The 23,753-nt window shown below is 73.2% G+C and carries 20 protein-coding genes; 7 read left to right on the top strand and 13 right to left on the bottom strand.

Going from position 1 to position 23,753, the window contains the following annotated elements:
* Positions 1-240: 240 nt before the first annotated feature.
* The 8 genes from DFJ68_RS13570 to DFJ68_RS18795 form a co-directional block, all read right to left on the bottom strand.
* Positions 241-5,355, bottom strand: a complete 5,115-nt coding sequence (locus tag DFJ68_RS13570) for an Lhr family helicase (RefSeq protein WP_121034004.1) — start codon at positions 5,353-5,355, stop codon at positions 241-243.
* Positions 5,356-5,437: 82 nt separating this feature from the next.
* Entirely contained in the window at positions 5,438-6,763 is a 1,326-nt protein-coding gene (locus tag DFJ68_RS13575; RefSeq protein WP_147431588.1) for an AGE family epimerase/isomerase, read from the bottom strand.
* The gene (locus DFJ68_RS13580) at positions 6,760-8,058 is read right to left on the bottom strand and encodes an ADP-dependent glucokinase/phosphofructokinase (protein ID WP_170165775.1); all 1,299 of its coding nucleotides are present in this window, start codon (positions 8,056-8,058) and stop codon (positions 6,760-6,762) included. The genes DFJ68_RS13575 and DFJ68_RS13580 overlap by 4 nt, the downstream gene beginning before the upstream one ends.
* Positions 8,055-8,915 (bottom strand): ketose-bisphosphate aldolase, encoded by an 861-nt coding sequence (locus tag DFJ68_RS13585; RefSeq protein WP_121034010.1) that lies wholly within the window; start codon positions 8,913-8,915, stop codon positions 8,055-8,057. The genes DFJ68_RS13580 and DFJ68_RS13585 overlap by 4 nt, the downstream gene beginning before the upstream one ends.
* Positions 8,916-8,985: 70 nt before the next feature.
* Positions 8,986-9,381, bottom strand: a complete 396-nt coding sequence (locus DFJ68_RS18785) for a carbohydrate ABC transporter permease (RefSeq protein ID WP_245963651.1) — start codon at positions 9,379-9,381, stop codon at positions 8,986-8,988.
* Between the two features lie 11 nt (positions 9,382-9,392).
* Positions 9,393-9,944 carry an ABC transporter permease family protein gene (locus DFJ68_RS18790; RefSeq protein ID WP_245963652.1) on the bottom strand — a complete coding sequence of 184 codons (552 nt, stop codon included), beginning with the start codon at positions 9,942-9,944 and terminating at the stop codon, positions 9,393-9,395.
* Between the two features lie 2 nt (positions 9,945-9,946).
* Entirely contained in the window at positions 9,947-10,951 is a 1,005-nt protein-coding gene (locus DFJ68_RS13595; protein ID WP_121034012.1) for a carbohydrate ABC transporter permease, read from the bottom strand.
* Between the two features lie 52 nt (positions 10,952-11,003).
* A complete protein-coding gene (locus DFJ68_RS18795) occupies positions 11,004-11,213 on the bottom strand; it encodes a hypothetical protein (protein ID WP_245963831.1) in 210 nt (69 codons plus the stop codon).
* A gap of 36 nt (positions 11,214-11,249) precedes the next feature.
* On the opposite strand from DFJ68_RS18795, the gene DFJ68_RS18800 reads away from it, so the two are divergent.
* The 4 genes from DFJ68_RS18800 (at position 11,250) to DFJ68_RS13615 (ending at position 15,880) form a co-directional block, all read left to right on the top strand.
* Positions 11,250-11,639: a DeoR/GlpR family DNA-binding transcription regulator gene (locus DFJ68_RS18800; RefSeq protein WP_276330724.1), complete on the top strand. Its 390-nt coding sequence runs from the start codon at positions 11,250-11,252 to the stop codon at positions 11,637-11,639.
* Positions 11,640-11,676: 37 nt separating this feature from the next.
* Entirely contained in the window at positions 11,677-12,180 is a 504-nt protein-coding gene (locus DFJ68_RS13605) for an EVE domain-containing protein (RefSeq protein ID WP_211333364.1), read from the top strand.
* 88 nt (positions 12,181-12,268) lie between these two features.
* The gene (locus tag DFJ68_RS13610) at positions 12,269-14,791 is read left to right on the top strand and encodes a DEAD/DEAH box helicase (protein ID WP_121035379.1); all 2,523 of its coding nucleotides are present in this window, start codon (positions 12,269-12,271) and stop codon (positions 14,789-14,791) included.
* 231 nt (positions 14,792-15,022) lie between these two features.
* Positions 15,023-15,880, top strand: coding sequence for an acyl-CoA thioester hydrolase/BAAT C-terminal domain-containing protein (locus DFJ68_RS13615; RefSeq protein WP_170165776.1), 858 nt, complete (start codon positions 15,023-15,025; stop codon positions 15,878-15,880).
* A gap of 28 nt (positions 15,881-15,908) precedes the next feature.
* Here the strand turns inward: DFJ68_RS13615 and DFJ68_RS13620 are convergent, their stop codons facing one another.
* Positions 15,909-17,378 carry a M1 family metallopeptidase gene (locus DFJ68_RS13620; RefSeq protein WP_147431589.1) on the bottom strand — a complete coding sequence of 490 codons (1,470 nt, stop codon included), beginning with the start codon at positions 17,376-17,378 and terminating at the stop codon, positions 15,909-15,911.
* 205 nt (positions 17,379-17,583) lie between these two features.
* Here DFJ68_RS13620 and DFJ68_RS13625 point away from each other — a divergent pair, with 205 nt between their 5' ends.
* Both DFJ68_RS13625 and DFJ68_RS13630 read left to right on the top strand, forming a co-directional pair.
* A complete protein-coding gene (locus tag DFJ68_RS13625; RefSeq protein WP_121034022.1) occupies positions 17,584-18,369 on the top strand; it encodes a DUF1206 domain-containing protein in 786 nt (261 codons plus the stop codon).
* A 33-nt stretch (positions 18,370-18,402) separates the two neighbouring features.
* The gene (locus DFJ68_RS13630; RefSeq protein WP_147431590.1) at positions 18,403-19,272 is read left to right on the top strand and encodes a hypothetical protein; all 870 of its coding nucleotides are present in this window, start codon (positions 18,403-18,405) and stop codon (positions 19,270-19,272) included.
* 24 nt (positions 19,273-19,296) lie between these two features.
* On the opposite strand, the gene DFJ68_RS13635 is transcribed toward DFJ68_RS13630, so the two are convergent.
* From DFJ68_RS13635 to DFJ68_RS13645, 3 genes are read right to left on the bottom strand one after another with little or no spacing between them, the layout of a single operon-like run.
* Positions 19,297-20,037, bottom strand: a complete 741-nt coding sequence (locus DFJ68_RS13635; RefSeq protein ID WP_245963653.1) for a phosphatase PAP2 family protein — start codon at positions 20,035-20,037, stop codon at positions 19,297-19,299.
* Positions 20,034-20,792, bottom strand: coding sequence for a phosphatase PAP2 family protein (locus DFJ68_RS13640; protein WP_245963654.1), 759 nt, complete (start codon positions 20,790-20,792; stop codon positions 20,034-20,036). The genes DFJ68_RS13635 and DFJ68_RS13640 overlap by 4 nt, the downstream gene beginning before the upstream one ends.
* The gene (locus DFJ68_RS13645; protein ID WP_121034026.1) at positions 20,785-21,822 is read right to left on the bottom strand and encodes a diacylglycerol/lipid kinase family protein; all 1,038 of its coding nucleotides are present in this window, start codon (positions 21,820-21,822) and stop codon (positions 20,785-20,787) included. The genes DFJ68_RS13640 and DFJ68_RS13645 overlap by 8 nt, the downstream gene beginning before the upstream one ends.
* An 87-nt stretch (positions 21,823-21,909) precedes the next feature.
* On the opposite strand from DFJ68_RS13645, the gene DFJ68_RS13650 reads away from it, so the two are divergent.
* A complete protein-coding gene (locus DFJ68_RS13650; protein ID WP_121034028.1) occupies positions 21,910-22,548 on the top strand; it encodes a DUF1345 domain-containing protein in 639 nt (212 codons plus the stop codon).
* Between the two features lie 6 nt (positions 22,549-22,554).
* Here the strand turns inward: DFJ68_RS13650 and DFJ68_RS13655 are convergent, their stop codons facing one another.
* Positions 22,555-23,709: a spore photoproduct lyase family protein gene (locus DFJ68_RS13655; protein WP_211333365.1), complete on the bottom strand. Its 1,155-nt coding sequence runs from the start codon at positions 23,707-23,709 to the stop codon at positions 22,555-22,557.
* Between the last annotated feature and the right edge of the window lie 44 nt (positions 23,710-23,753).

The raw sequence follows: 23,753 nt of genomic DNA on the forward strand, positions 1-23,753 counted from the left end.
TCCCACGGCGATCCGACCACGGCGGCCGACACCGCCGCGTCGACGACCTCGATGGGTGAGTGCACTCTCATCGACTCATGGTGGCAGAGCGCGCGTGGGCAGGAAGGCGCCGTCGTTGCTCCACACCGACGGGAAGTGGCCTCTCGACGGTTCGACGTCGTGACGGGAAGTGGCCACTCGACGGTTCGGGCTGCGGTGGGAGGTGACCTTTCGATGACCTCTATTCGGCCTTTCGACGGGTCAGCGGCGGAGGCGGAGGCCGCGGGGGGTCATGTGGAACCCGGCGCTCGACAGGGCGGCGACGAGCGGGTGGTCGGACCCGAGGACCGCTGCACCGTCGGCCTTCTCGACCGTCAGCCGGCCCAGCGCCCCCTCGCGCACCGCGAGCGCCAGGGCGTCGGCGGCCGGCTGCAGCTGCGCCTCGTCGTCGGACCAGCAGAGCATCGTCTTGCCGCCACGCTCGACGTAGAGGACGAGCTCGCCGTCGACGAGCACGACCAGGGCCCCGGCCTTGCGGCCCGGCTGGTGGCCCTTGCGTCGTGAGGTCGCCTTGGCCGGGGCGTCGCCGTTCGAGGACGTGTCGGCCTCGCCGTCCGCCGCGTCGGTGACGGGTCGCTCGGGCCAGCCGAGGGCCGCGCCGTAGGGGTTGGCCGGGTCGCTGGCCGCCAGCACGAGGGCGGGCGGTCCGCTGCGGTCGTCACCGCGCCGCCCCCCACGACCGGCCGCAGCCGGGGCCGCGACGGCGGGCGTCGCCCACTCGTCGCCCTCGTCGGGGTCGACGCGACGGGAGCCACCGCCGTCTGCGCCACCGGGCAGTCGGGAGAGCGAGCGCAGCCGGTCGACGGCACCGGTCGTCGCGAACTGTGACGCCCCGAGGCTCTCGACGAAGTACCCGCGACGCACCTTGCCGGCCTCCTCGGCGGCGGCGAGCACGCGGTAGACGGCCGCGAAGCCACCCGTGACCTCCTCGGCCACGACCGACCCCCGGGTCAGCACGCCGTAGCGATCGAGCAGCAGCTCGGCCGTCGTCACCGCGCGCACCGTGGGGTCGGTCTCGGCGGTCGGCAGCAACGTCCAGCGGCCGACCCCGGATGAGGGGCCCGACCCGGCCGCGCGGCCGGCCCCCGACGCCGCCGCCTGCGCCTTGGCCTCCGCGTCGACGACCTGCTCGGGGCTGGTGGCGGCCAACGCGCCGCGCAGCAACCCGAAGCGCCCGAGCGAGCCGCGCCGCCCGGAGTACCGTGCCGACCGCGGCGCCGTCACCGTGCGCTTGTGCGCCGTGCGTCCCCCGGCGAGCAGGGCCCGCAACGGGGCCATCGTGTCGTTGGTGACCCGACCGCTCCAGGCGACGGACCACAGGGCGTCGAGCACCTCCGGGTCACCGAGCCCGACCCGCTGCGCCAGCGGACGGAAGAACCAGGCGCCGCCGCCAGCGAGGGCGTCGAGCACGGCGTCCTCGGCGTCGGTGAGGTCGCTCGACTCGGGCGGCAGGAGGGTCAGATGGGCCTGGTCGGCGAGGTGAAGGCTGACCCACCCGTCGTCACCGGGCAGCGAACCGTGACCGCGCCAGACGACCTCGCCGGCGCTCATCACCTCGTCGAGCAGGCCCGGGCGGTAGTCACCGACCCGGGCGGGCAGCACGAGCGTCTCGAGCGAGCTCGCCGGCACGATGGCACCGGTGAGCTGCTCGACGGCCCGCAGCAGGCCGTCGCGGCCGCGCTGGTTGCCGCCGACCCCCTGCCACTGCGGCACGAACCGCGCCAGCGCCGTGCGGTCGACCGGCTCCACCTCGTGCCGCAGCGCCGCGAGCGAACGCCGCCGCAGCAGCCGCAGCACCTCGGCGTCGCAGAACTCGGGACCGTGGCCGCCGCCGTTCTCGGTCGGGAGCAGCTCACCCTCGACGGCCCGCCCGGCCGAGACGAGCCGGCGCAGCGCGTCGTGCACGACCGCCGGGCCGACGCCCCACCACCGCGCGACGGTGGCGACGGTGAACGGGCCGTGGGTGCGGGCGAAGCGTGCGACGAGGTCGCCCAGCGGGTCGGGCACCGGCTCGAGGAACGCCTGCGGCACCCCGACGGGCAGGGCGGTGCCGAGCGCGTCACGCAGCCGGGCGGCATCCTCAATGGCGGCCCAGCGCTGCTCGCCACCGACGCGGACGCCGATGACGCGCCGTGACGACTCGAGCGCGGCCAGCGCCGCCTCGACGTCGGCGGGGGCGAACCCCTCCGCCGCGCGGGCGACGATGTCGGCGAGCGACAACGGGCCGAGCACGCGCAGCAGGTCGCTGACGTCGTCGGCGTCGCGGGCGCCGCGCTCGGGCGTCAGCCGCTGCAGCTCGGCCTCGGTGCGGGCGACCGCCTCGGGGTCGAGCAGGTCGCGCAGGGCCAGCGCCTCCCCCTGGCCCAGCAGCTCGGACAGCAGCGACGGGTCGAGCGCGAGGGCCGCCGCCCGGCGCTCGGCCAGCGGCGAGTCGCCCTCGTAGAGGTACTGGGCGACGTAGCCGAACACGAGCGACTTGGCGAACGGGGAGGGTGACGAGCTCTCGACGTCGAGCACGGTGATGGCCCGCGACCGGACGTCGGTCATGAGCTCGATGAGCCCCGGCACGTCGAAGACGTCCTGGACGCACTCGCGCACGGCCTCGAGCACGATCGGGAACGACGGGTACTGGCTCGCCACCTCGAGCAGCTGGGCGGCCCGCTGTCGCTGCTGCCACAGGGGCTGACGGCGGTCGGGGCGTCGACGCGGCAGCAGCAGCGCCCGCGCCGCGCACTCGCGGAAGCGGGCGGCGAAGAGGGCCGAGCCGCCGATCTCCTGCGTGACGAGGGCGTGCACCTCGTCGGGTTCGAGGGTGACGAGCTCGACGAGCTGGCGCCCGATGGCGCTGTTGCCCATACGGCGGTGCGTGCGGACGCCGTCGCCGTCGCCCTCGCCGTCGTCACCGCCGAAGCCGTCGTCGTCGAACTCGAGGTCGGGCAGGCGGAAGACGATCCCGTCGTCACCGTGCATGGCCTGGACGTCGATGCCGAACCGCTCACGCATGCGCGCGGCGACGCACAGCGCCCACGGTGCGTGGACCTGGCCGCCGAACGGTGAGAGCACGGCGACGCGCCAGTCACCGATCTCGTCGCGGAAGCGCTCGACGACGATGGTGCGGTCGTCGGGGACGTGGCTCGTCGCCTCGCGCTGCTCGTTGAGGTAGCCGAGCAGGTTGTCGGCCGCCCACTCGTCGAGGCCCGCGGTGCGCACCCGGTCGCGGGCCCGCTCGGGGGTGAGCCCGACGATCTCACGGATGAAGGCCCCCACGGCCCGCCCCAGCTCGGCCGGGCGACCCTGCTGGTCGCCCTTCCAGAACGGCAGCTTGCCGGCCTGCCCCGGCGCCGGTGTGACGAGCACCCGGTCGTGCGTGATGTCCTCGATGCGCCACGACGACGTGCCGAGGGTGAAGACGTCACCGACCCGCGACTCGTAGACCATCTCCTCGTCGAGCTCGCCGACGCGTCGCCCCGGCCCGTCCCCCGAGGCGAGGAACACGCCGTAGAGACCGCGGTCGGGGATGGTGCCACCGCTCGTCACCGCCAGTCGCTGGGCGCCGCGCCGGCCCGACAGCACGTCGGTGACACGGTCCCAGACGATGCGCGGACGCAGCTCGGCGAACTCGTCGCTGGGATAGCGACCCGCGAGCATGTCGAGCGTCGCCTCGAGCACCGTGTGCGGCAGGGCGGCGAAGCTCGCCGAGCGCCGCACCAGCGCCTCGAGGTCGGCCACCGACCACTCGTCCATCGCGCACATCGCTACGATGTGCTGGGCCAGGACGTCGACCGGGTTCGCCGGGATGCGCAGGCTCTCGATCGCCCCCGCCCGCATGCGCTCGACGACGACGGCCGTCTGCACGAGGTCGCCGCGGAACTTCGGGAACAGCACCCCCTCGCTCACCGCGCCGACCTGGTGCCCGGCGCGCCCGACGCGCTGCAGGCCGCTCGCCACGCTCGGCGGGCTCTCGACCTGGATGACGAGGTCGATGGCGCCCATGTCGATGCCCAGCTCGAGGCTGCTCGTGGCCACGACCGCCGGCAGACGCCCCGCCTTGAGGTCCTCCTCGATGGCCGACCGGTGCTCCTTGCTCACCGAGCCGTGGTGCGCGCGCGCCAGCACCGGCGCCGCGCCCGTGGCGACGCCCGCCTGGGCCATCACCTGGGCGGGCGCCCGGGTCACGGTGCGGGCGGGGGCCGACCCACCGGCATCCGGATGCCGGGTGGCGCCCTCCCCGGGTGGGGTGCCGTCGGGCGACTCCTCCCCCGCGGCGGCCTCGGCGGCCTCGGCGGCCTCGGACTCGGCCAGCCGCTCCTCCCAGATCTCGTTGAGACGTGAGGTGAGCCGCTCGGCCAGCCGGCGCGAGTTGGCGAAGACGAGCGTCGAGCTGTGCTCGGTGATGAGGTCGACGATCCGCTGCTCGACGTGGGGCCAGATCGAGGCCTGCGGCGCCTGGCCCGCGGCCGGGCCGCTGAGGTCGGGTACGCCCGGCGAGACCTCGGCCGCGCCGCTCAGCTCGGCCATGTCGGGCACGGGCACGACGACCTCGAGGTCCCACTCCTTCGTCGAGACCGGCTGCACGATGTCGACCGGGCGACCGCCGGCGAGGTAGCGGGCGACCTCCTCGACGGGTCGCACGGTGGCCGAGAGCCCCACGCGCTGGGCGGGCTGGGGCAGCAGGGCGTCGAGGCGGTCGAGGCTGAGGGCGAGGTGGGCACCGCGCTTCGTGCCGGCGACGGCGTGGACCTCGTCGATGATGACGGTCTCGACGCCCTGGAGGGCCTCGCGCACGGCCGAGGTGAGCATGAGGAAGAGCGACTCCGGCGTCGTGATGAGCACGTCGGAGGGGGTGCGGGCGAAGGTGCGGCGGTCGGCCGCGGGCGTGTCGCCCGAGCGCACGCTGACGGTGATGTCGGGCGGGGTGACCCCGAGGCGCTCGGCGGCGTGGCCGATGCCGACGAGGGGGGCGCGGAGGTTGCGCTCGACGTCGACGGCGAGCGCCTTCATCGGCGAGATGTAGAGCACCCGGCACCGCTCGATCGCCTTCTCGGGCACCGGTCGGCTGGCCATGCGGTCGATGGCCCAGAGGAAGGCGGAGAGCGTCTTGCCCGAGCCGGTCGGCGCGACGACGACGCAGTGGTGGCCCGAGCTGATGGCGTCCCACGCACCGGCCTGCGCCGCGGTCGGCAGCGCGAAGCTGTTGCGGAACCACTCGGCGGTCGCCGGCGAGAAGCGCTCGAGCACGTCGACGGGGCCGCGGGCGCCGTCCGCCCCGCGACCGCCCGTGCCTCCGGTGCCGGCCGTGCCGTCCTTGGTTGCCATCACCGCACAGCCTGCCACCCTGCGCCGACAGAGGCCCGCCCGTCGAACGACGGCCGCCCGTCGCCGGGGCCCAGGTGGCTCGTCAGCGCACCGGCCGACCCACCTCGCCGGCCAGGTGGGTCGCGCTCTGGTCGCGCGTCAGCGCCCCCTCGGCCGCGGCCACCGTCATGAACGGCCACACCGGCAGCAGCGGGGCGAGGTAGGCGCCGGCCCCGTGGTAGACGTCTGGTCGACCCGGCCACACCGCGAAGCCCTCGTCGCCGTTCTCGTCGAGCTCGTTGACCCAGCTGCCGTCGGGGGCCACGAAGAACCGTGCCGCGTGGTCCCAAAGACGCCGGTACCACCGCTCCCACTCGTCGTCGCCGGTGAGCGCCCGCAGCGCCGCCGTGGCCTGGATGCCCTCGCACACCGGCCAGTGCAGCCGCACCGTCGACACGGGGCGCCGCTGCCAGTCGACGGTGTAGACCAGTCCCTCCCGACCGTCGACTCCCCACGCGGACAACGCCGTCCGCGTCAGCGCCGCCGCCGAGTCGAGCACCCAGCCGGGGGTCTCGACGCGCGGTGACGCGTGCAGGGCGCACAGCAGCCGGGCCCACTCGAGGGAGTGGCCGTACGTCGCGCCGTAGGGTCGGAAGGGGTGGTCGGGGTCGTCGACGTTGTGGTCGGGCTGCTCCACCCACCGCTCGTCGAAGTGCTCCGGGAGCAGCCAGCCGTGCTCGCGCGCATGGCGGTCCACGAGCCGCTCGCAGACGCGCAGCGCCCGCTCGTGCCACCTGTCGTCGCCGAGGGCGTCTCCGGCGGCGAGGAACGCCTCGACCCCGTGCATGTTCGCGTTGGCGCCGCGGTAGGGCTCGGGGTCGCTCCAGTCGGCCGCGAACGACTCGGACAGCGCGCCGTCGGCCTCGACCCAGAACCGGGTCCCGACCACGTCGAGCGCCTCGTCGAGCAGCTCGCGCGCGCCCGGCACCCCGGCCGCCAGCGCGGACGACGCGGCGAGGACGACGTGGACGTGCTCGTAGGCCGCCTTGCGCCCACGGCCCTCGCCTCCGTCGCCCGCCGCCGCATCCGTCGCCGCATCCGTCGCCAGCGTGCCGAACCAGCCGCCGTGCTCGGCGTCGCGGAACGGACCGGCCAGCGAGTCGAGGGCGTGCCGCAGCAGCGCCTCCGACCCGGGCAGGCCGAGCACGCTGCCGAGCGAGGCGGCGTGCGCCATGCGGGCCGTCAGCAGCAGGGTCGGCGCACGCCCCGGCAGCGGGCGCCGGTCCCCCCCGAGGTACTCGAAGCCCCCACCGGGGGCGGCGCTCGCGACGACGAAGTCGAGCATGCGCCCGAACCGGTCGACCGCCCACTGCCGGTGCGTCGCCCGTTGCACCCACGGTGTGTCGACGGCAGTCACGTCGGCGCTCACGACGGACCGACCGCCCTCCGCGACACCACGCGTCGCAGCTCGGGCGACCGCGCGCACTCGGAGAGGAAGCCGCCGACGAAGGTGTCCCCGAGCCCGACGGTCGTCGCGGTCGGCACGTCGACGAGGGGGACGGGCACCACCGCGACCAGCCCGCCGGCCAGCTGCTGCAGCCGGCCTACGACGTCGTCGGTTCCGTCGTGGCGAGCGGCCAGACGGTCGAGCGCGGTCCGGATGCCGGCCACGTCCGTCGGCGTCGCCGCTCCCCCGTGCGCGTAGCGGGCCGTCGCGAGCACGACACCCGCCCGCAGGGCCGGCCGCAGGGCGGCCGCCGCCCTCGCGTCGTCCGCGACGGCCAGGGCCCAGCGGCGCGAGTGCACGACGAGGGCGCCCACCTGCAGGCGTCCCGCGACCTCGGTGACCGCGGCCAGCACGTCGTCGGCGTCGAGCAGGTCGACGGGCCGGCCCAGCACCTCCGCGAGCTCCTCGTCGCTCAGGCTGTAGACGTCGACGAGCGGCACGAGCCGGCGCCGAACGACCTCGGCGAGGTGCGGCTCGTGGAAGCCGGCGTCCTCGTACATGACGAGGGCGTCCGTGTCGGCGTGCGCCAGGGCCGCCTCGACGTGCCGGAGCCGGGGCTGGAGGTCCTCGTCGGTGCGCAGGGCGTTGAGGCCCGACACGAGCACGACCTCGGCCGACGCCACCGCGCCGACGAGACCATCCGACAGGGCGATCCGCTCGTTGGCGGGGTCGTTGACGTAGATGATCCGGTTGGCCCGGGGGGCGAAGAGGTCAAGGCGGTCGGTGACGACCCGGGCCCCGCTCGGGTACTGCACGATGAGGTGCGGGTGGTACTCGGCGTCGTTCTCCCCGACGAGGTGCGCCGCGCCCGGGGGCAGCAGGGCGAGCACGTCGTCGTCGACGAACGACAGGTGCACCGTGGCCGGTACCCCCACCCGCGCCATGGCCGATGCGGCCCGGACGCACGTGCCGCCGAGCGAGGTCTCGCCGTCGAACCGCTCGCAGAACGCGCCGATGACCTCGGCGCCCTCGACGTGGCGCTCGCCGCCGGCCCCGCGGGCGAGGTAGCCCAGCACCGAGGCGACGAGGTCACGCTCGGTACGGATCGGCCCGACCGCTGTCAGGTCGTCCGGCCCGACGCCGTGGTGCCGGGCGAGATCGCCCAGCACCACGGCATCCCAGACGATCTCGCGGTCTATCGCGGCTCCGAAACCGAGCACGACCTCGCCGGCGTGTGGCGAGACGACCGGGGCGACCGCCGTCACGGGAGTGCTCAATACAGGGCAGCCTGGCCGCTCGCGTTGAACAGCTCGATCTTGTGCGCGGCCGTGACCTTCATGGCCTCGATGCACGGCGGCTGGATCGAGTTCGGCTCGCGCAGCTTGGTGTCCGCGAGCACCTCGCGCATCTTGTCGTGGTAGGCCACCTTGATGTCGCTGCTGATGTTGATCTTGGCGACGCCGTGCATGACCGACTTGGCGATCTCCTCGTCGGGGTTGCCCGAGCCGCCGTGCAGCACGAGCGGGATGGCGACGGCGGCCTCGATGCGCTCGAGCAGGTCGAGCTTGATCTCGGGCTTCATCCAGTCGGGGTAGAGGCCGTGGCAGGTGCCGACGGCGACGGCCAGGCTGTCGATGCCGGTGAGCCCGACGAAGCGGACCGCGTCGTCGGGGTCGGTGTAGACGATGGAGTCGGTGCCGGCCTCGGCCTCGTCGTCGGTCTTGCCGATGGTGCCGAGCTCGGCCTCGACGCTGACGTCGACGGCGTGGGCGGCGTGGGCCACCTGCTTCGAGACGGCGACGTTGTCGTCGAAGGGCTTGAGCGAGGCGTCGATCATGACGGAGGTGAAGCCGAGCTGGATGGCCCGCAGCGCCTCCTCGTACGTGGCGCCGTGGTCCCAGTGCACCGCGACCGGGACGGTCGAGCGCAGCGCTCGGCTCAGCACCGCGGGGAGGAAGTCGGCGCCGACGTGGCTGACCTCGTCGGGGTGGATGGCCACGATGAGCGGCGACTCGGTCTCTTCGCAGATCTCGAAGATGCCCTTCGCCATCGCGTGGTCGCTGATGTTGAAGGCCGGCACCGCGAACTGGTTCTCGCGGGCGACCTGCAGGAGCTTGACTCCGTTGACGAGCATGGATTCGTCTCTCTCTGATGGGTGTTCGGGCTGGTGGGTCGCCGCCGCTCGACGCGGGGCGAGGCGGAGGTCAGCTCTTCACGGCGCCGGCGGTCATGCCGCCGATGAAGAACTTCTGGAAGAAGACGAACAGGACCAGGACCGGCACGCTGCCCAGCACACTCATCGCCATCATCTCGCTCCACTCGTACGAGTGCTGGCCCATGAGCAGCTGGATGCCGATGGGCACCGTGCGCATGTCGTCGGTGCGGGTGAGGGTGAGCGCGAAGAGGTACTCGTTCCACGCGATCATGAACGTGTACACGGCGACCGAGACGATGCCCGGCAGCGAGATCGGCACGAGGATGCGCCACAGCGCGCCGAAGCTCGAGGTCCCGTCGACCCGCGCGGCCTCGTCGAGCTCGCGAGGCAGGGTGTTGAAGTAGCCCGTCATCATGATGATCGCGTAGGGCAGCGTGAACACCATGTAGGTGAGGATCAGACCCTGGTAGCTGTTGTAGACCGCAGCGCGACGATGAGGCCGAAGTACGGGATGAGCAGCGTGATCGGCGGGACGGCCTGGATGCCGATGATGACGATGTTGATGAGCGTCTTGCCCCGGAACTGGAAGCGGCTGAACGCGTACGCCGCGAGGATGGCGACGACGAGCGTCAGCACCGTCACGACGCTCGCGATGAAGTAGCTGTTGAAGAAGAACCGCAGCTTCGTCGGGTCGGTGAATACGCTCGTGTACGCGGCGAAGGAGAAGTTCTCGGTGATGAGCTTCGGCGGGTAGGCGAAGATCTCGCTGTTCGCCTTGAACGAGCTCGACACCATCCAGAGGATCGGCAGGCCGGCGAAGCAGGCCCCGAGCAGGAGGCCGAGCACGGCACCGACCTTGAGCAGCATCCGCTTCGCGTGTCGGGGGTCGCGCCCACCGGATGCCGGGGTGGCGGGGTGGGTGGGGCCGGCGGGGTCCGTGCCCGACGAGCCCGACGAGCCCGACGACGTCGGCGTCGTGGCGCGGGGGCTCACGGTGTACTGGGTCATGGTCAGTCCCTCGCTCGCTGGTGGCGGACGTACAGGACGGCGAGCACCAGGGCGATGACGAGCATGATCACGGCGCTGGCGGCGGCCTGGGCGAACTGGTACTCGCTGAAGGCGAGCTTGTAGGTATAGGTGCTGAGCATCTCGGTGCGGTCGAGCGGTCCGCCGCCGGTCGTCATCCAGATGAGCGGGAACTGCTGGGACGTCCAGATGACGTCGAGCAGCGCCATGCTGATGATGACGGGGCGCAGCGACGGCAGCGTCACGTGCACGAACCGTCCCCACCACGAGGCGCCGTCGACGGCCGCGGCCTCGTAGAGGTCGGTCGAGATCCCCTGCAGGCCGGCGAGCAGGCTGATCATGAAGAACGGGTAGCCGGCCCAGATGTTCATCACCGTCACCGCCGGCAGCGCGAGGTTGAGCTCGCTGAACCAGGCGACCGGACCGTCGATGAGCCCGACGCTCTGGAGGCCGTAGTTGACGACGCCGTTGGGGTCGAGCAGGAGCCGCCAGAGGATGGCGATGATGGCCACGGTGAGCAGCCACGGCATGACGAAGATGGTGCGGAAGACCGTCTTGGTGCGGTTGCCGATGAGCGTCGAGTTGAGCAGCATCGCAAACCCGAGGCCGATGACGAGGTGCGCCGCGACGCTGACGCCGGTGAAGACGAGGGTGTTCTTCGTCGCCGTGTGAAAGGCCGGGTCGGTGAGGATCGTGACGTAGTTCTTGAGGCCGACGACGATCGAGGTGGGGCTGATGATGACGTTGTCGAAGAACGAGTACCGGATGACGACGGCCACCGGCAGGATCATCAGCACGAGCATGAGCGCGATGACCGGGGCGAGGTAGCCGTAGGGGCCGAGGCGCTTGCCGAGGCTCGATCGCCGGACCGGTGCCGACGCCCGCGAGCCGCGGCCGTCGGCACCGGGGCCTGGGGTGGCGCCGCCGGGAGTGCCCGAGGGGTTCTGCGATCGCCTCACCGCTGGGGTGGGCAGGGTGGTACCTGACATGGGGGTGCCTCCTCGACGGGGCGGCCCTCCCGGGCCGCCCCGTCGTCAGCGGTCAGAACTTGGACGACCAGGCGGACTGGACGTTGCTGAGCATGGTGTCGACCGGCTGGCCGTTGGCCAGGGTCTCCTGCAGCTGCACGTCGAAGGTGCGCATGAGGTCCTCCGCGGTGGGCAGGCCGGTGAACTCGTTGGCCGGCACGCCCTTGTTCCAGATGTCGAAGGCGGTCTTGAACATCTCGTCCGACTGGACGAAGTCGGGCACCGACTCCGGCTGCCGGCCGAGATCCCGCCGAAGTGCCTGCGGGGCCTCTACGTCTTCGGGGGCGACGTCAGCCTCGTCGCCCAGGCGACCATCGGTCCCGTCGCCTTCCCCGTCACCCTCGGCGGGCGCGACATGGACATCCGCTGCGACCTCGCCCTCGTGACCGTGGGTGGGGTGTCGGGCGACGGCTACTCGACCGGCAACCTCGCTGAGGCGAGCATGATGCGCTCGATGGTCGAGCGGGCGAGCCGGGTGGCGATCCTCGCCGACTCCTCCAAGCTCGACCGGCGGCTGTTCGTGCAGATCGCCGAGCTCGGCGCGGCCGACTACTTCGTCACCGACCGCGAGCCCCCGGCCGAGCTGCTCGCGGCCATGCGGCACGAGGGTGTCGAGGTGCTCTGGGAGCCGGTGGAGGAGACCGCCTGACCCCACCCGACGCGCCGCCGGCGGGTACGGGTCCGACGTGGTGAGAACCGTGACGAACACCGTGACCCGCGACCGGCTCGGCGCCTGGGTGCTGAAGTGCAACCCCGTCGCGTGGGACCTTCGCGCCTTCGTCGACTCCGGCGAGGGACGCGTCACCTCGTGGTCGGTGCAGCCGGGCTACCGGGCCGACCTCATGGAGCCGGGCGACCGGGTGCTCTTCTGGGTCTCAGGCGACGGCCGCACGGGGTTCGACCGTGGCGTGTGGGGTCTGGGCCACGTCACGGCGCCCGCGGAGCCGTGGGTCGAGACCGACCCCGGTCACTGGCGTGCAGCGGGTGACGCCCACGGCATCCGGGCCCGCGTCGAGGTCGACGTCCCGCTGCTCTCGGCCCCCGTCACGGATGCCGACCTGCGCGCGGTCGGGTGCGACCGCCTCGAGGTGCAGCGCCAGCCCTTCCTCGCCAACCCCTCGTGGGTCGACGTCGACCAGCTCGCCGCGATGGGCCCGCTGCTGCCGCCGTGGCCCGACCCGCCTGCCTGACGCGCCCTGGACCGCCCTGCGTCAGACGGCGTCCCCGGGCCCGGTGCGGGCACGGGATACTCGGGTGGTGAAGAACCTCAACGAGCGGATGCCGCGCGACCCCGACGCCGACGCCCTCTACGAGGCGTTCACCGAGTGGACGACCGACTCCGGGCTCACGCTCTACCCGCACCAGGACGAGGCCTTCCTCGAGCTGCTCAGCGGCAGCAACGTCATCCTCGCCACGCCGACCGGGTCGGGCAAGTCGCTCGTGGCGACCGCCGCCCACTTCACCGCGCTCGCCGACGACCGGGTCAGCTTCTACACGGCGCCGATCAAGGCCCTCGTCTCCGAGAAGTTCTTCGCCCTGTGCGGCCAGTTCGGCGCCGACAACGTCGGCATGATCACCGGCGACGCGACGGTCAACGGTGACGCTCCCATCATCTGCTGCACGGCCGAGATCCTCGCCAACATCGCTCTGCGAGAGGGCAGCTCGGCCGACGTCGGCCTCGTCGTCATGGACGAGTTCCACTTCTACAGCGAGCCCGACCGCGGCTGGGCGTGGCAGGTGCCGATCCTCGAGCTGCCCCAGGCGCAGTTCGTGCTCATGTCGGCGACCCTCGGCGACGTCACGATGTTCCGCGACGACCTCACCCGCCGCACCGGCCGGTCCACGGCCGTCGTCGCGGGGGCCGAGCGGCCCGTCCCCCTCGAGTTCTCGTACGCCATGACGCCGCTGCACGAGACGATCGAGACGCTGCTCGAGAAGGACCGCGCGCCCGTCTATGTCGTGCACTTCACCCAGGCCGCCGCCCTCGAGCGGGCCCAGAGCCTCACCGCCGTGAAGGTCACGACCCGCGAGGAGCGCGACGCCATCGCCGAGCGCATCGGCGCCTTCCGCTTCGGGGCCGGCTTCGGGCGGACCCTGTCGCGGCTCGTGCGCCACGGCATCGGGGTGCACCACGCCGGCATGCTGCCGAAGTACCGCCGGCTCGTCGAGCAGCTCGCGCAGGACGGCCTGCTCAAGGTGATCTGCGGCACCGACACCCTGGGCGTCGGCATCAACGTCCCGATCCGCACGGTCGTGCTCACCGGGCTGACGAAGTTCGACGGCACGAAGCAGCGGATGCTGCGGGCCCGCGAGTTCCACCAGATCGTCGGCCGGGCCGGACGCGCCGGCTACGACACGCGCGGCTGGGTCGTGGCCCAGGCCCCCGACCACGTCATCGAGAACCACCGGGCGGTCGAGAAGGCCGGCGACGACCCGAAGAAGCAGCGCAAGGTGCAGCGCAAGAAGGCCCCCGACGGGTTCATCGGCTGGAGCGAGGAGACCTTCGACCGGCTCGTCGCCGCCGCACCCGAGCCCCTCGTCCCCCGCCTGCGGGTCTCGCACTCGATGCTCGTCAACATCCTCGCCCGCGAGGGCAACCCGGTCGCCCACGTCTCACGGCTGCTGACCGACAACCACCACGAGAGCAAGGACCAGCGCCGCCTGCAGAAGCACGCCCTCGTGCTGGCCCGCGAGCTGCTGACCTCGGGTGTCGTCGAGCGGCTGCCCGAGGCGGACGGCACCGGGCGGCGGCACGCCCTCACCGTCGACCTCCAGCGTGACTTCGCCCTCAACCAGCCGCTGGCACCGTTCGCGCTGGCCGTCATCGACACCCTCGACCCCGACTCCGAGACGTACGCGCGCGACATCGTCTCGGTCGTCGAGTCGGTGCTCGACGACCCGCGCCAGGTGCTGTGGGCGCAGGAGAACAAGGCCCGGGGCGAGGCCGTCGCCGCCATGAAGCTCGACGGCATCGAGTACGAGGAGCGCATGGAGCGCCTCGAGGAGGTGTCGTGGCCCAAGCCGCTCGCCGAGCTGCTCGACACCATGCTCGCCACCTACCGCCAGACCCATCCGTGGCTCTCCCCCGAGGCGCTGTCGCCGAAGTCGGTCGTGCGCGAGATGTACGAGCGCGGCATGACCTTCAACGAGTTCGTCGGCGAGTACGGCCTCTCCCGTTCCGAGGGGCTGCTGCTGCGCTATCTCACCGACGCCTACCGCACCCTGCGGCACACGGTGCCCGAGTCGGTGCGCACCGACGAGCTCGACGACCTCGTGGAGTGGCTCGGTGAGCTCGTGCGCCAGACCGACTCCAGCCTGCTCGACGAGTGGGAGGACCTCGTCAACCCGGATGCCGCCCTGCCGCAGCCGGGCACGCTCGCCCCGCCCGCGCGCCCCCTGACGGGCAACGTGCGTGCCTTCACCGTCATGATCCGCAACGCCCTGTGGCACCGGGTCGAGCTCGCGTCCCGCGACCAGTGGGAGGCCCTCGGTGCGCTCGAGGCGCGGGTGGCCGAGCTGACCGACCCGCCGCAAAAGGTCGTCATGACGGCGCAGGCGTGGAACGACGCGCTCGGCGCGTACTACGACGACCACGACGCCATCGAGACCGACCAGCAGGCCCGCTCCCCCGCCCTGCTCCAGGTCGAGAAGGGCGCGGACACGTGGCGGCTGCGCCAGGTCGTCCGCGACCCCGACGACGACCTGGACTGGGGCATCGTCGCGCACGTCGACCTCCCGGCGTCCGACGAGGCGGGCGCCGCCGTGCTCACCGTCGACGCCTTCGAGCGGTTGGGCGGCTGAGCCCCAGCCACGGCCACGGCCACGGGCTGGCAACACTGGCGACACGCCCGGGCGCGAAAGCCCACAACCGACCCAATCCGGCCCGCGGGGGTCTCCGAACCATGACACGGGGGGCGGTAGACCGGAGCGCAACCTGAGGGGGTGAGCGCTCGGGTCGCCCGGCGGGCCGGCAGACGCAACTCGACGGTTACGTCTGCCGGCCCGTGCATCATTGAGCGGGTGAGGGGACCCGTGTCCGTCAGGGAGAGCCGGCTGGCCGAGCACGACACCGTGCTCGCCCAGCCGGTCGACGGCGGCAACGGCACCGGCGTGCTCGTGCTCGGGGGGAGCAGCGGCCGCGTCGAGCGCGATCGGGTCCGGGTGCTGGCGCAGGCTGGGGTGACGGCCCTCGGCCTGCGCTGGTTCGGCGGCCCCGGCCTGCCCCCGGCCATCGACGAGTACCCGCTCGAGCGGCTGTCGTGGGGCATCGACCGGCTGGCCGACCGCTGCGACCGGATCGCCGTGATCGGCAGCTCGAAGGGCGCCGAGGCCCTGCTGCTCTACTCCCCCGACGACCCCCGGGTCGACGCCGTCGTCGCCTTCGCCCCCACCCACGTGGCCTGGGCCGACCTGGGCCGGCGCCCGGACGAGGCGCCCCGCGACGACCGCTCGTCGTGGAGCCGGGGAGGCCGCCCGTTGCCCTTCGTGCCGTACGACCACGAGGCCCCCACGCCGGGGGACCCACCGGCGTTCGCGCCGATGTACGCCGCGAGCCTCGCCGGCCTCGCCGACCGCGACCCCGCACGCCTCGAGGCGGCCCGTCTGCCGGTCGAGCGCTTCTTCGGGGCGATGCTCCTCGCCGCCGGGGGTGACGACGCCGTCTGGCCGTCACTCGGCTCGGCGCGCGAGATCGAGCGCCGACGCACGGCATCCGGGCTGCCCACCACGGTGGTCACGCACCCGGGCGCGGGTCACCGGGTGGTGCTGCCGGGAGAGACGCCGCCCACCGGCGGTCAGCCCATGGCCCGCGGCGGCACGGAGGTGGACGACCGCGCGCTCGGCGCGCTCGTCCACCCCCACCTCATGCGGGTGCTCGACCTCGAGCCGTGACGGTGCTGTCTCGTGGGGCGAGGTCGGCTCAGGGGCGGGCCGGCTTGCCCGGCGTGTAGAGCCACGTGTCGAAGAAGCCGTCGAGCCGCTGCCCCGAGACCCGCTCGGCGAGCGCCACGAAGGCGTCGGTGTCGGTCGACCGGTACTCCTCCGTCGCCGCCCACCGCTGCAGCACCTCGTCGAACGCCGCGGAGCCGATGCGGTGGCGCAGGGCCTCCAGCGTCATCGCCCCTCGCGTGTAGACCGCGTCCGAGAAGAGCAGCGCCGGGTCGTGCAGGTCGGCCGGGGCCGGCCCCCACAGCTCGTCGTCGGCCGCGGTGGCGTAGGCCTTCGCGAACGCCTCGGCGCGCGTCTGCCCGCCGTGGGCCTCCTGCCACCACCACTCGGCGTAGGTGGCGAACCCCTCGTTCAGCCAGATGTCGCCCCAGTCGGCCGGGGTGACCGAGTCGCCGTACCACTGGTGCGCGAGCTCGTGCACGAGCGTCGAGGTGTCGACCGGGCCGTCGAAGAACGGGCGCGTCTGCGTCTCGAGCGCGTACCCCACCTTGATGCGGCTGGCGACGATGCCGACGGAGCTGAAGGGGTAGGGCCCGAAGTGCCGCTCGAGGAACCGGACGGCGGGGGCGATCTGCGCCCGCGCCGCCGCCTGGCTGCCGAGGTCGGGGTCGATGAACGAGGTCACCGGGATCGTGCGTCCGTCGGCCAGCCGCAGCGACGAGCGGTACACGTCGTACTGCCCGATGGAGATCATCGCGAGGTAGGTGGCCATCGGCTCGCGCTGCACCCACGTCCACGTCGTGCGCCCCGCCCGGGTGCTCTCACCGGAGAGGACGCCGTTGCCGGCCACCTCGGTGCCCGCCGGCACGGTGACGGCCACCCGGAACGAGGCCTTGTCGGCCGGGGTGTTGTTGTCTGGGAACCACGTCTGCGCCCCCACCGGCTCGCTCAGCACGGTCGCCCCGTCGGCGGTCGGCACCCAGCCGTCCTTGGCGCCGTCGGGGTCGATGTGCGTCACCGGGCGACCGCCGTAGCGGACGACGACGGTGAAGTCCCCGTGCACCGTCGCCCGCGGGACGACGTGCAGCTTCGTGCCGGTGCGCGACCACGTGGCGTCACGGCCGTCGACGGAGACGGACCGCACCGTGAGCCCCTCGAGGTCGAGGTCGATGCGCGGGAGCGGACGGGCCGCGGTCGCCCGCACGGTCGTCGTGGCCGAGATGGTGCCGGCCTTCGCGTAGTCGAGGGCGACGTCGTAGTGCCGGACGTCGTAGGCGTCGGTGCCCTGGCCCGGGAAGAGCGAGTCGCGCCCGGATGCCGCCCTGCCGGTGGGGGGGTGGGACGTGGCCGCGGGCGCGGTGCCTGCGGTGGTGATGGCGGCGCCTGCCGTGGTGGGGGTGGCGGTGGTGGCGCCGGCGGGCGGCGCTGCGGTGAAGGACAGACCGGCGGCGGTGACCGCGCCGGCGGCGGCCGCGACGACGCGGCGGAGGGGAGTGCGCATGGCGCGCACGCTAGACCCGTCGGCTGACAGGCGGCCCGCGGCACCCTGCAGCACCCTGCAGCGCCCTGCAGCGCCCTGCAGCGCCACCGACGGCGCCGGACACCGCCGAGCGCGGAGACGGTAGGGTCGGGAGGCCCTCGACCGCCCGGGGGACTCCCCGGCATCCGGGCGGGGCGTCGTCGCCGACAGCACACCGAGGAGACCCATGGACTCGTCCGACGTCAAGGCGGTCTCGCGCGAGGCCGGTGACCACCCGGCGCTCGAGACGGCCGCGCGGGTCGGCTACGCCGTCAACGGGCTGCTGCACGTCATGATCGGCGTCATCGCCCTGCAGCTGGCCTGGGCCACCTCGAAGCTGACGGCCGACCAGTCGGGGGCGCTCGGGGCGCTGTCGGGCAACACCTTCGGCAAGCTGGCCCTGTGGGTCGCGGTGGTCGGCTGGCTCGGCCTCGGGCTGTGGCAGGTCACGGAGGCGATCACCGGGTCGTTCGAGACGCCCGACCGAGTCAAGGCGGCGGCCAAGGCCGTCGTCTACCTCGTGCTCAGCTGGACCGCGTTCGGCTTCGCCCGCGGCGGCAAGGGCGACAGCGGCAAGCAGTCGACCGACTTCACCCGCTGGCTGCTCGGGGCCCCCCTCGGTGTGTGGCTCGTGGGCCTCGTCGGGGTGGCGGTCTTCGGCGTGGGCGTCTACCACGTCGTCAAGGGCTGGAAACGGAAGTTCCTCGCCGACCTCGAGAGCGACCCCGGCGACTTCGTGGAGGTCGCCGGCCGTTACGGTTACATCGCCAAGGGCATCGCCCTCGGCGTCGTCGGCGGCCTCTTCGTCGTCGCCGCCGCGCGGCACCGGCCGAGCGAGGCGGACGGGCTCGACGGCGCGCTGCACACGCTGCTCGAGGCGCCCGGGGGCAAGGCCCTGCTGACCGTCGTCGCGCTCGGCCTCATCGCCTACGGCGTCTACTCCTTCGGACGCGCCCGGCACGCCGACGTCTGACCACCACGACATCCGGTCGGGCACACTGCTCCCGTGACGAGCAGGGGTGAAGGTCCGCGAGGCCGCCGAGCGGCCGTGGGTCTGACCGTGCTGGCGCTCGGCGCGTCGCTGGGCTGCACGCCGAGCTCGCCGACACCGCAGCCGTCGCAGGTGTCGATGCCGTCGCAGGTGTCGATGCCGTCGCAGGTGTCGATGCCGTCGCAGGTGTCGATGCCGTCGCAGGTGTCGATGCCGTCGCAGGTGTCGATGCCGTCGCAGCCGTCGGCCGCGCCCACCCCGGGCACACCGACGATGACGGAGATCGTGTCCGCCCCGCGGTGCACCACCCGCACGCAGAGCGCCGGCCTCGCGCTGGAGGAGGTCTTCCCGGGGTCGACGGCCGGTGACTTCGGTGACCTCGACGAGGTGCGACCCGGCCCGGATGCCGCTGAGCCCGCGCTGTGCCCCGGCGAGCTCCCCGAGTCGGCGTGGTGCGACCAGTCCGTGCCGTGGACGGGTCTGCCCTTTGCCACCTTCGTCGTCGCCGCTGGGGCGACCACTGCACAGCGGCAGGACCTCGGGTCGTACCCGACCGGATCCCCCGTCGACGAGAACGGGAACATCGAGGGCGCACGGTCGCTGCACTACGAGCGGCTGAACGTGCGCCGAGGCGATCCCCGTGGCCTTCTCCCCTACCTCCGCGCCGCCTTCGCGAAATGCGCCGACGCCCGACCCGCCGTGGTTGCCGGCCGAACAGCTCTTGTCGGTCACGTCACGTCACTGCAGGGTTATGCGGTCCCGACCGAGGTCGTCCTCATCACCGGGTCGACGTCGGCGGTGTGGGTCCAGCTCGCCGGCGACGGCTGGGACGCACTCAGCCGCGACCGCGCCGCCCGCGCCGTCCTGGCCTTCGGCGACCGGTAGGGCGAAGCCGGCCGCGGCCCCCGGTCAGCGGGTGCGGTCGCGGCGCAGCCAGGCCCAGGCGAGCAGGGCGCAGACGATGCCGTTGACCGCGCCGACGAGGACGTCGCTGAGGTGGTGCATGCCGCGGTAGAGCCGGGCGTACGCGACGAGGAACGGCACGACGACGCAGACGACGGTGACGAGCCGCCGCAGCCACGGGGTCTCGATGCGCTGGGCCATGAACGCGAGGGCGAGGTAGAGCGCGGTCGACGCGCCGACGTGACCGCTCGGGTAGCTGCTCGTGGGCGGGGCCGGGTCGAGCTTGTCGACCGTCGGGCGTTCGCGACCGACGATGGCCGACACTGCGACGAAGACGCTGGCCTGCACCGCGATGGCGATGACCGGCACGAGCGCGAACCACCACTGCCTCGTGCGCCACCAGACGAGCAGGGCGACGACGACGCAGACACCGATGACGATCTCGGTGTTGCCGACGTGCGACCACACGGCGGTGATGCCGTTCCACGTCGAGGTGCGGCCGTCGGCCAGCGCCTTGCTGACGCGGTTCTCGGCCGGCAGGTCGCCGAGCGGACCGGTGATGAGGTACCCGGTGCCGAGCAGCACCGCGAAGAGCACGACGGCCGGGGCGAGCACCCGCAGCCCGAGGTCGCGGGCGGCGGCGCCGGCCGACGGTCCGGACGTGACGCCGTCCCACCGGTGCACGAGAACGCCGCGCGGCTCGTGACGGTGCGGGCGGGTCTCCGGGGCGGTGGCGGGACGGCTCACGGCGTGCCTCTTCTCGGGACGGTTCGGGTGGGGCGAGAGGCCGGGTCGGCGGCCTTCTCCTCCGGGGGAGGCGGGTCCTCGGGACCCAGCGGGTTCCAGCCGCGGTACCCGGCGTAGGAGGCGGCCGCGAGGCCCATCCCGAAGAGGACACCGGCGACGGCATCCGAGGGGAAGTGGACGCCGAGGTAGACGCGGTCGAGCGCGGTGACGCCGGTGACGACGACCGCCGCCGTGACGACCGCGACGCGCCCGCGGCGTTCGAGCAGCGGCCAGACGAGCAGCGCGAGGATGCTCGTGGCGGCGGCCGCGTTGGCGACGTGGCCCGAGGGGAAGCTGTAGCCGGGCGCGGTCGACACGGGGTCGGCGACGACGGGCCGGGCCCGCTGCACGACCTCCTTGAGCACGAGCTGGAGGTTCCAGGCCACCATCATCGTGACGAAGGCCCACGCGGCGCGGGTGGTGAGGTGGTGGCGCCGCCAGACGACGAGGCACACGATCGTGCCGGCGATGTAGACCCACTTCGGCTGGGTGGCCTCCTGCCAGTCGAGCAGGAAGGTGCGCAGCCACGGTCGCTCGCGGGTGACGTCCGTGGCCGCCCGGATCGCTGCCTCGTCGAGCCGCAGCAAAGGGCCGAAGTGCTCGCGGACGAAGAGCGCGAGCGCCGTGACGGGAACGGCGGACACGAGGCCGTAGGCCACCGCCCGCAGCAGCCGCCGACCGCGCCCGACCCGTCCGAGCCGCTGCGGCTCACCCAACGCGGACCACCAGCGACCCGGGCAGCACCCGGATCGCGAGCCCGCGGCGCTCGCCGATCGGGTCGCCGTCGATCTCCGCCTCGACGGGCTCGGCCACCTCCACGGTGAAGCCCGGCCCGCGCATGCGGTCGAGGCGGCGGTGGCCCCTGCGGTCGCGGGTGACGATCGCGGTGAGCACCGAGACCCACGCGAAGACGCCGCGCGGGGCCAGCACGACGGCGTCGAGGATGCCGTCGTCGAGGCGGGCGTCCGGCATGAGCTCGAGGCCACCCTGGAGGGTGCCGCAGTTGCCGACGAGCACGGTGCGGGCGTGGCGCGCGACGGAGTGGTCGACCGTGCCGTCTCCGCCGGTCTCCCCCTGCGGCGTCGGCCCGCTCGGCTGCCCGGCGGCCGTCGGCGCGACGTCGGCGCTGAACCCGCGGCGGGTCAGCTGCCGGGCGGCCGAGAGCACGTAGGCCGGCCAGCCCAGCACGCCCTTCACCTTCTCGTTCGTGCCGGCCATGATCTGGCCGTCGAGCCCGAGACCGGCCATGACGAGGAAGACCTCCTCGTCGTCCTCGGGGGCGTCACCGGCGCCGGGCGTCGGCACGGAGTCCTCACTGCTGCGCAGCAGGCCGACGTCGATACGGCGGTCGCGGCCACCGACGACGGCGAGCGCCGCCTCCTCGAGCGACTCGACCGGCAGCCGGAGGTTGCGGGCGAGCAGGTTGCCGGTGCCACCCGGCAGCAGCCCGAGCGCGACCTGGGTCCCGACGAGGGCGCTCGCGACGGCGCGCACCGTGCCGTCACCCCCATAGGAGGCGACGCAGTCGGCGCCCGCCTCGACGGCCTCGCGGGCCTGCTTCTCGCCGGTCTCCTCGGCGGTCGTCGGCACCCACGTCGCCTGCTCCCAGCCGTGGCGCTCGCAGGCGTCGGCCACCACCGTGCGGGCGCCCTGCAGGTCCTCGACCTTGACCGGGTTGTAGACGACGGTGAGGCGACGGCGGCGCGGCGGGGCCGGCGGTGTCGCAGGGTCCGGGGCTGGGGGCATCCAGTGATCCTAGGGAGGGCAGTCAGGTCGGGGCGGCTGCCGACGACGTCGAGTTCTCGTACCCGACTGCGTGGGTACCCTCACGTCGTGCACCGCGTGAGGGTCAGGCTCGCCATCGCCCTCGCCGTCGGGGTGGCCGCGGGGGCGATCGTGCCGCTCGGACCGGCATCCGGCCTGCTCACCCACCTGCTCACCGGGTTCGCCGTGACCGGGCTCGCCTTCGCCGTGCCCCTGCTGCGGCGGATCATGCGCGCGGATGCCGACACCACCCGGTCGCACGTGGACGGTGAGGACCCCGGGGCCCGTGTCACCGACGTGCTCGTCATCGTCGTGGGGCTGCTGAGCCTCGCCGGCGTCGGGGTGCTGCTCGTCGGGCCCGGCGGCTCGGGAGGCCGGGGCGCCGAGGTGGTCGAGGCGGTACTCGCCGTCGTCACGGTCGCGGTGGGCTGGCTGTGCGTGCACACGGTCTACTCGCTGCGCTACGCCCGCATCTACTACAGCGACCCGAGGCCCTGCATCGACTTCAACCAGGACGAGCCGCCGCGGTGGTCCGACTTCGTGTACTTCGCCTTCAACCTCGGCATGACCTTCCAGGTGAGCGACACGAGCGTGCGCTCGTCGGCGCTGCGCCGGGTGGTGCTCGGGCACTGCCTGCTCTCGTACGTGTTCGGCACCGTCGTCATCGCCTCGACCATCAACCTCGTCGCGGGGCTGAGCGGTGGCTGACGACGGTCAGAAGGCGTAGCGCACCCGGCACCACGGCGCCCTCGCGGCGAGCAGCGCCGACAGGTCGGCGAGGTGTCGCTGCTTCTGCTGCCACCGGTAGCGCACGTTGACCGCCCCGTTCTCGGAGCGCTTCTCCTCCTGCAGGTCGGGGCGCCACAGCATCTGCTCGGCCTGGGGGTGCCAGCCGAGGTTGACCTCGTGCAGCTGCTCGTTGTGGGTGAGGAAGATGACCTCGCAGGCGAGCTGGGCCTTCGTGCGCCCGCTCGTCGCGTCGCCGAGCTGGCCGAGCAGCTCGGCCCACGCCTCGAGCCACCCGTCGTGGACGACGACGGGCGAGAGGTTGACGTGCACCTCGTAGCCGGCCTCGACGAGGTCGTCGAGCACGGCGAGCCGGTCGGCCATGGGGCTGGTGCGGATGTCGAGGGTGCGGGCCGTGGCCGCGGGCATGAGGGAGAGCCGCACCCGCGTGCCCCCCTTCGGGTCCCAGTCGAGCAGGTCGCGGTTGACGAACTTCGTCGCGAACGACGCCTTGGCGCCCGACAGGCCCGCGAAGAGGGTGACGAGGTCGAGGACGTTGTCGCTGACCAGGGCGTCGACGCTGCAGTCGCTGTTCTCGCCGATGTCGTAGACCCAGGCGCGCTCGTCGCACTGGTTGGGCTCGGCCTTCGGCCCCTGCCGGTCGACGTGGCGCCGGATCGCGGCCGTGATGCGCTCGATGTTCGTGAACGTCGTGATGGGGTTGCTGTAGCCCTTGCGCCGGGGGACGTAGCAGTAGGCGCAGGCCATGGCGCAGCCGTTGGCGCTCGAGGGGGCGATGAAGTCGGCCGACCGGCCGTTGGGGCGCACCGTCAGCGTCTTCTTCTCGCCGAGCACGAGGGCCTCGCGCTTGATGCGCACCCACCGGGCCACGTTGGCCTCGTCGCCGTGCACCTGGGGGATCTGCCAGTGGCTCGCGACCTCGACCACGTCGGCGTCCGGCCAGCGCGCGATGACCTGCCGCCCGCGGGGCGACGCCGCGGCGGCCGGCTCGGCGTAGATGCGGGTGACGTCGAGCATGCGACGGGCGGCCTCGTCACGCCGCGCGTCGCGGTGGGTGCCGTGGGTGGGATCGGCGCCGTGGGTGCCGGGCATCGGCAGGGCGAGCATCGGCTGGTCGGTCATCACCGTCCATCCTGCCCGCGACCACCGACAGCAGGCTGCCCGGT

The organism is Terracoccus luteus, assembly GCF_003635045.1.
In the GTDB taxonomy this organism is placed as follows: Bacteria; Actinomycetota; Actinomycetes; order Actinomycetales; family Dermatophilaceae; genus Terracoccus; species Terracoccus luteus.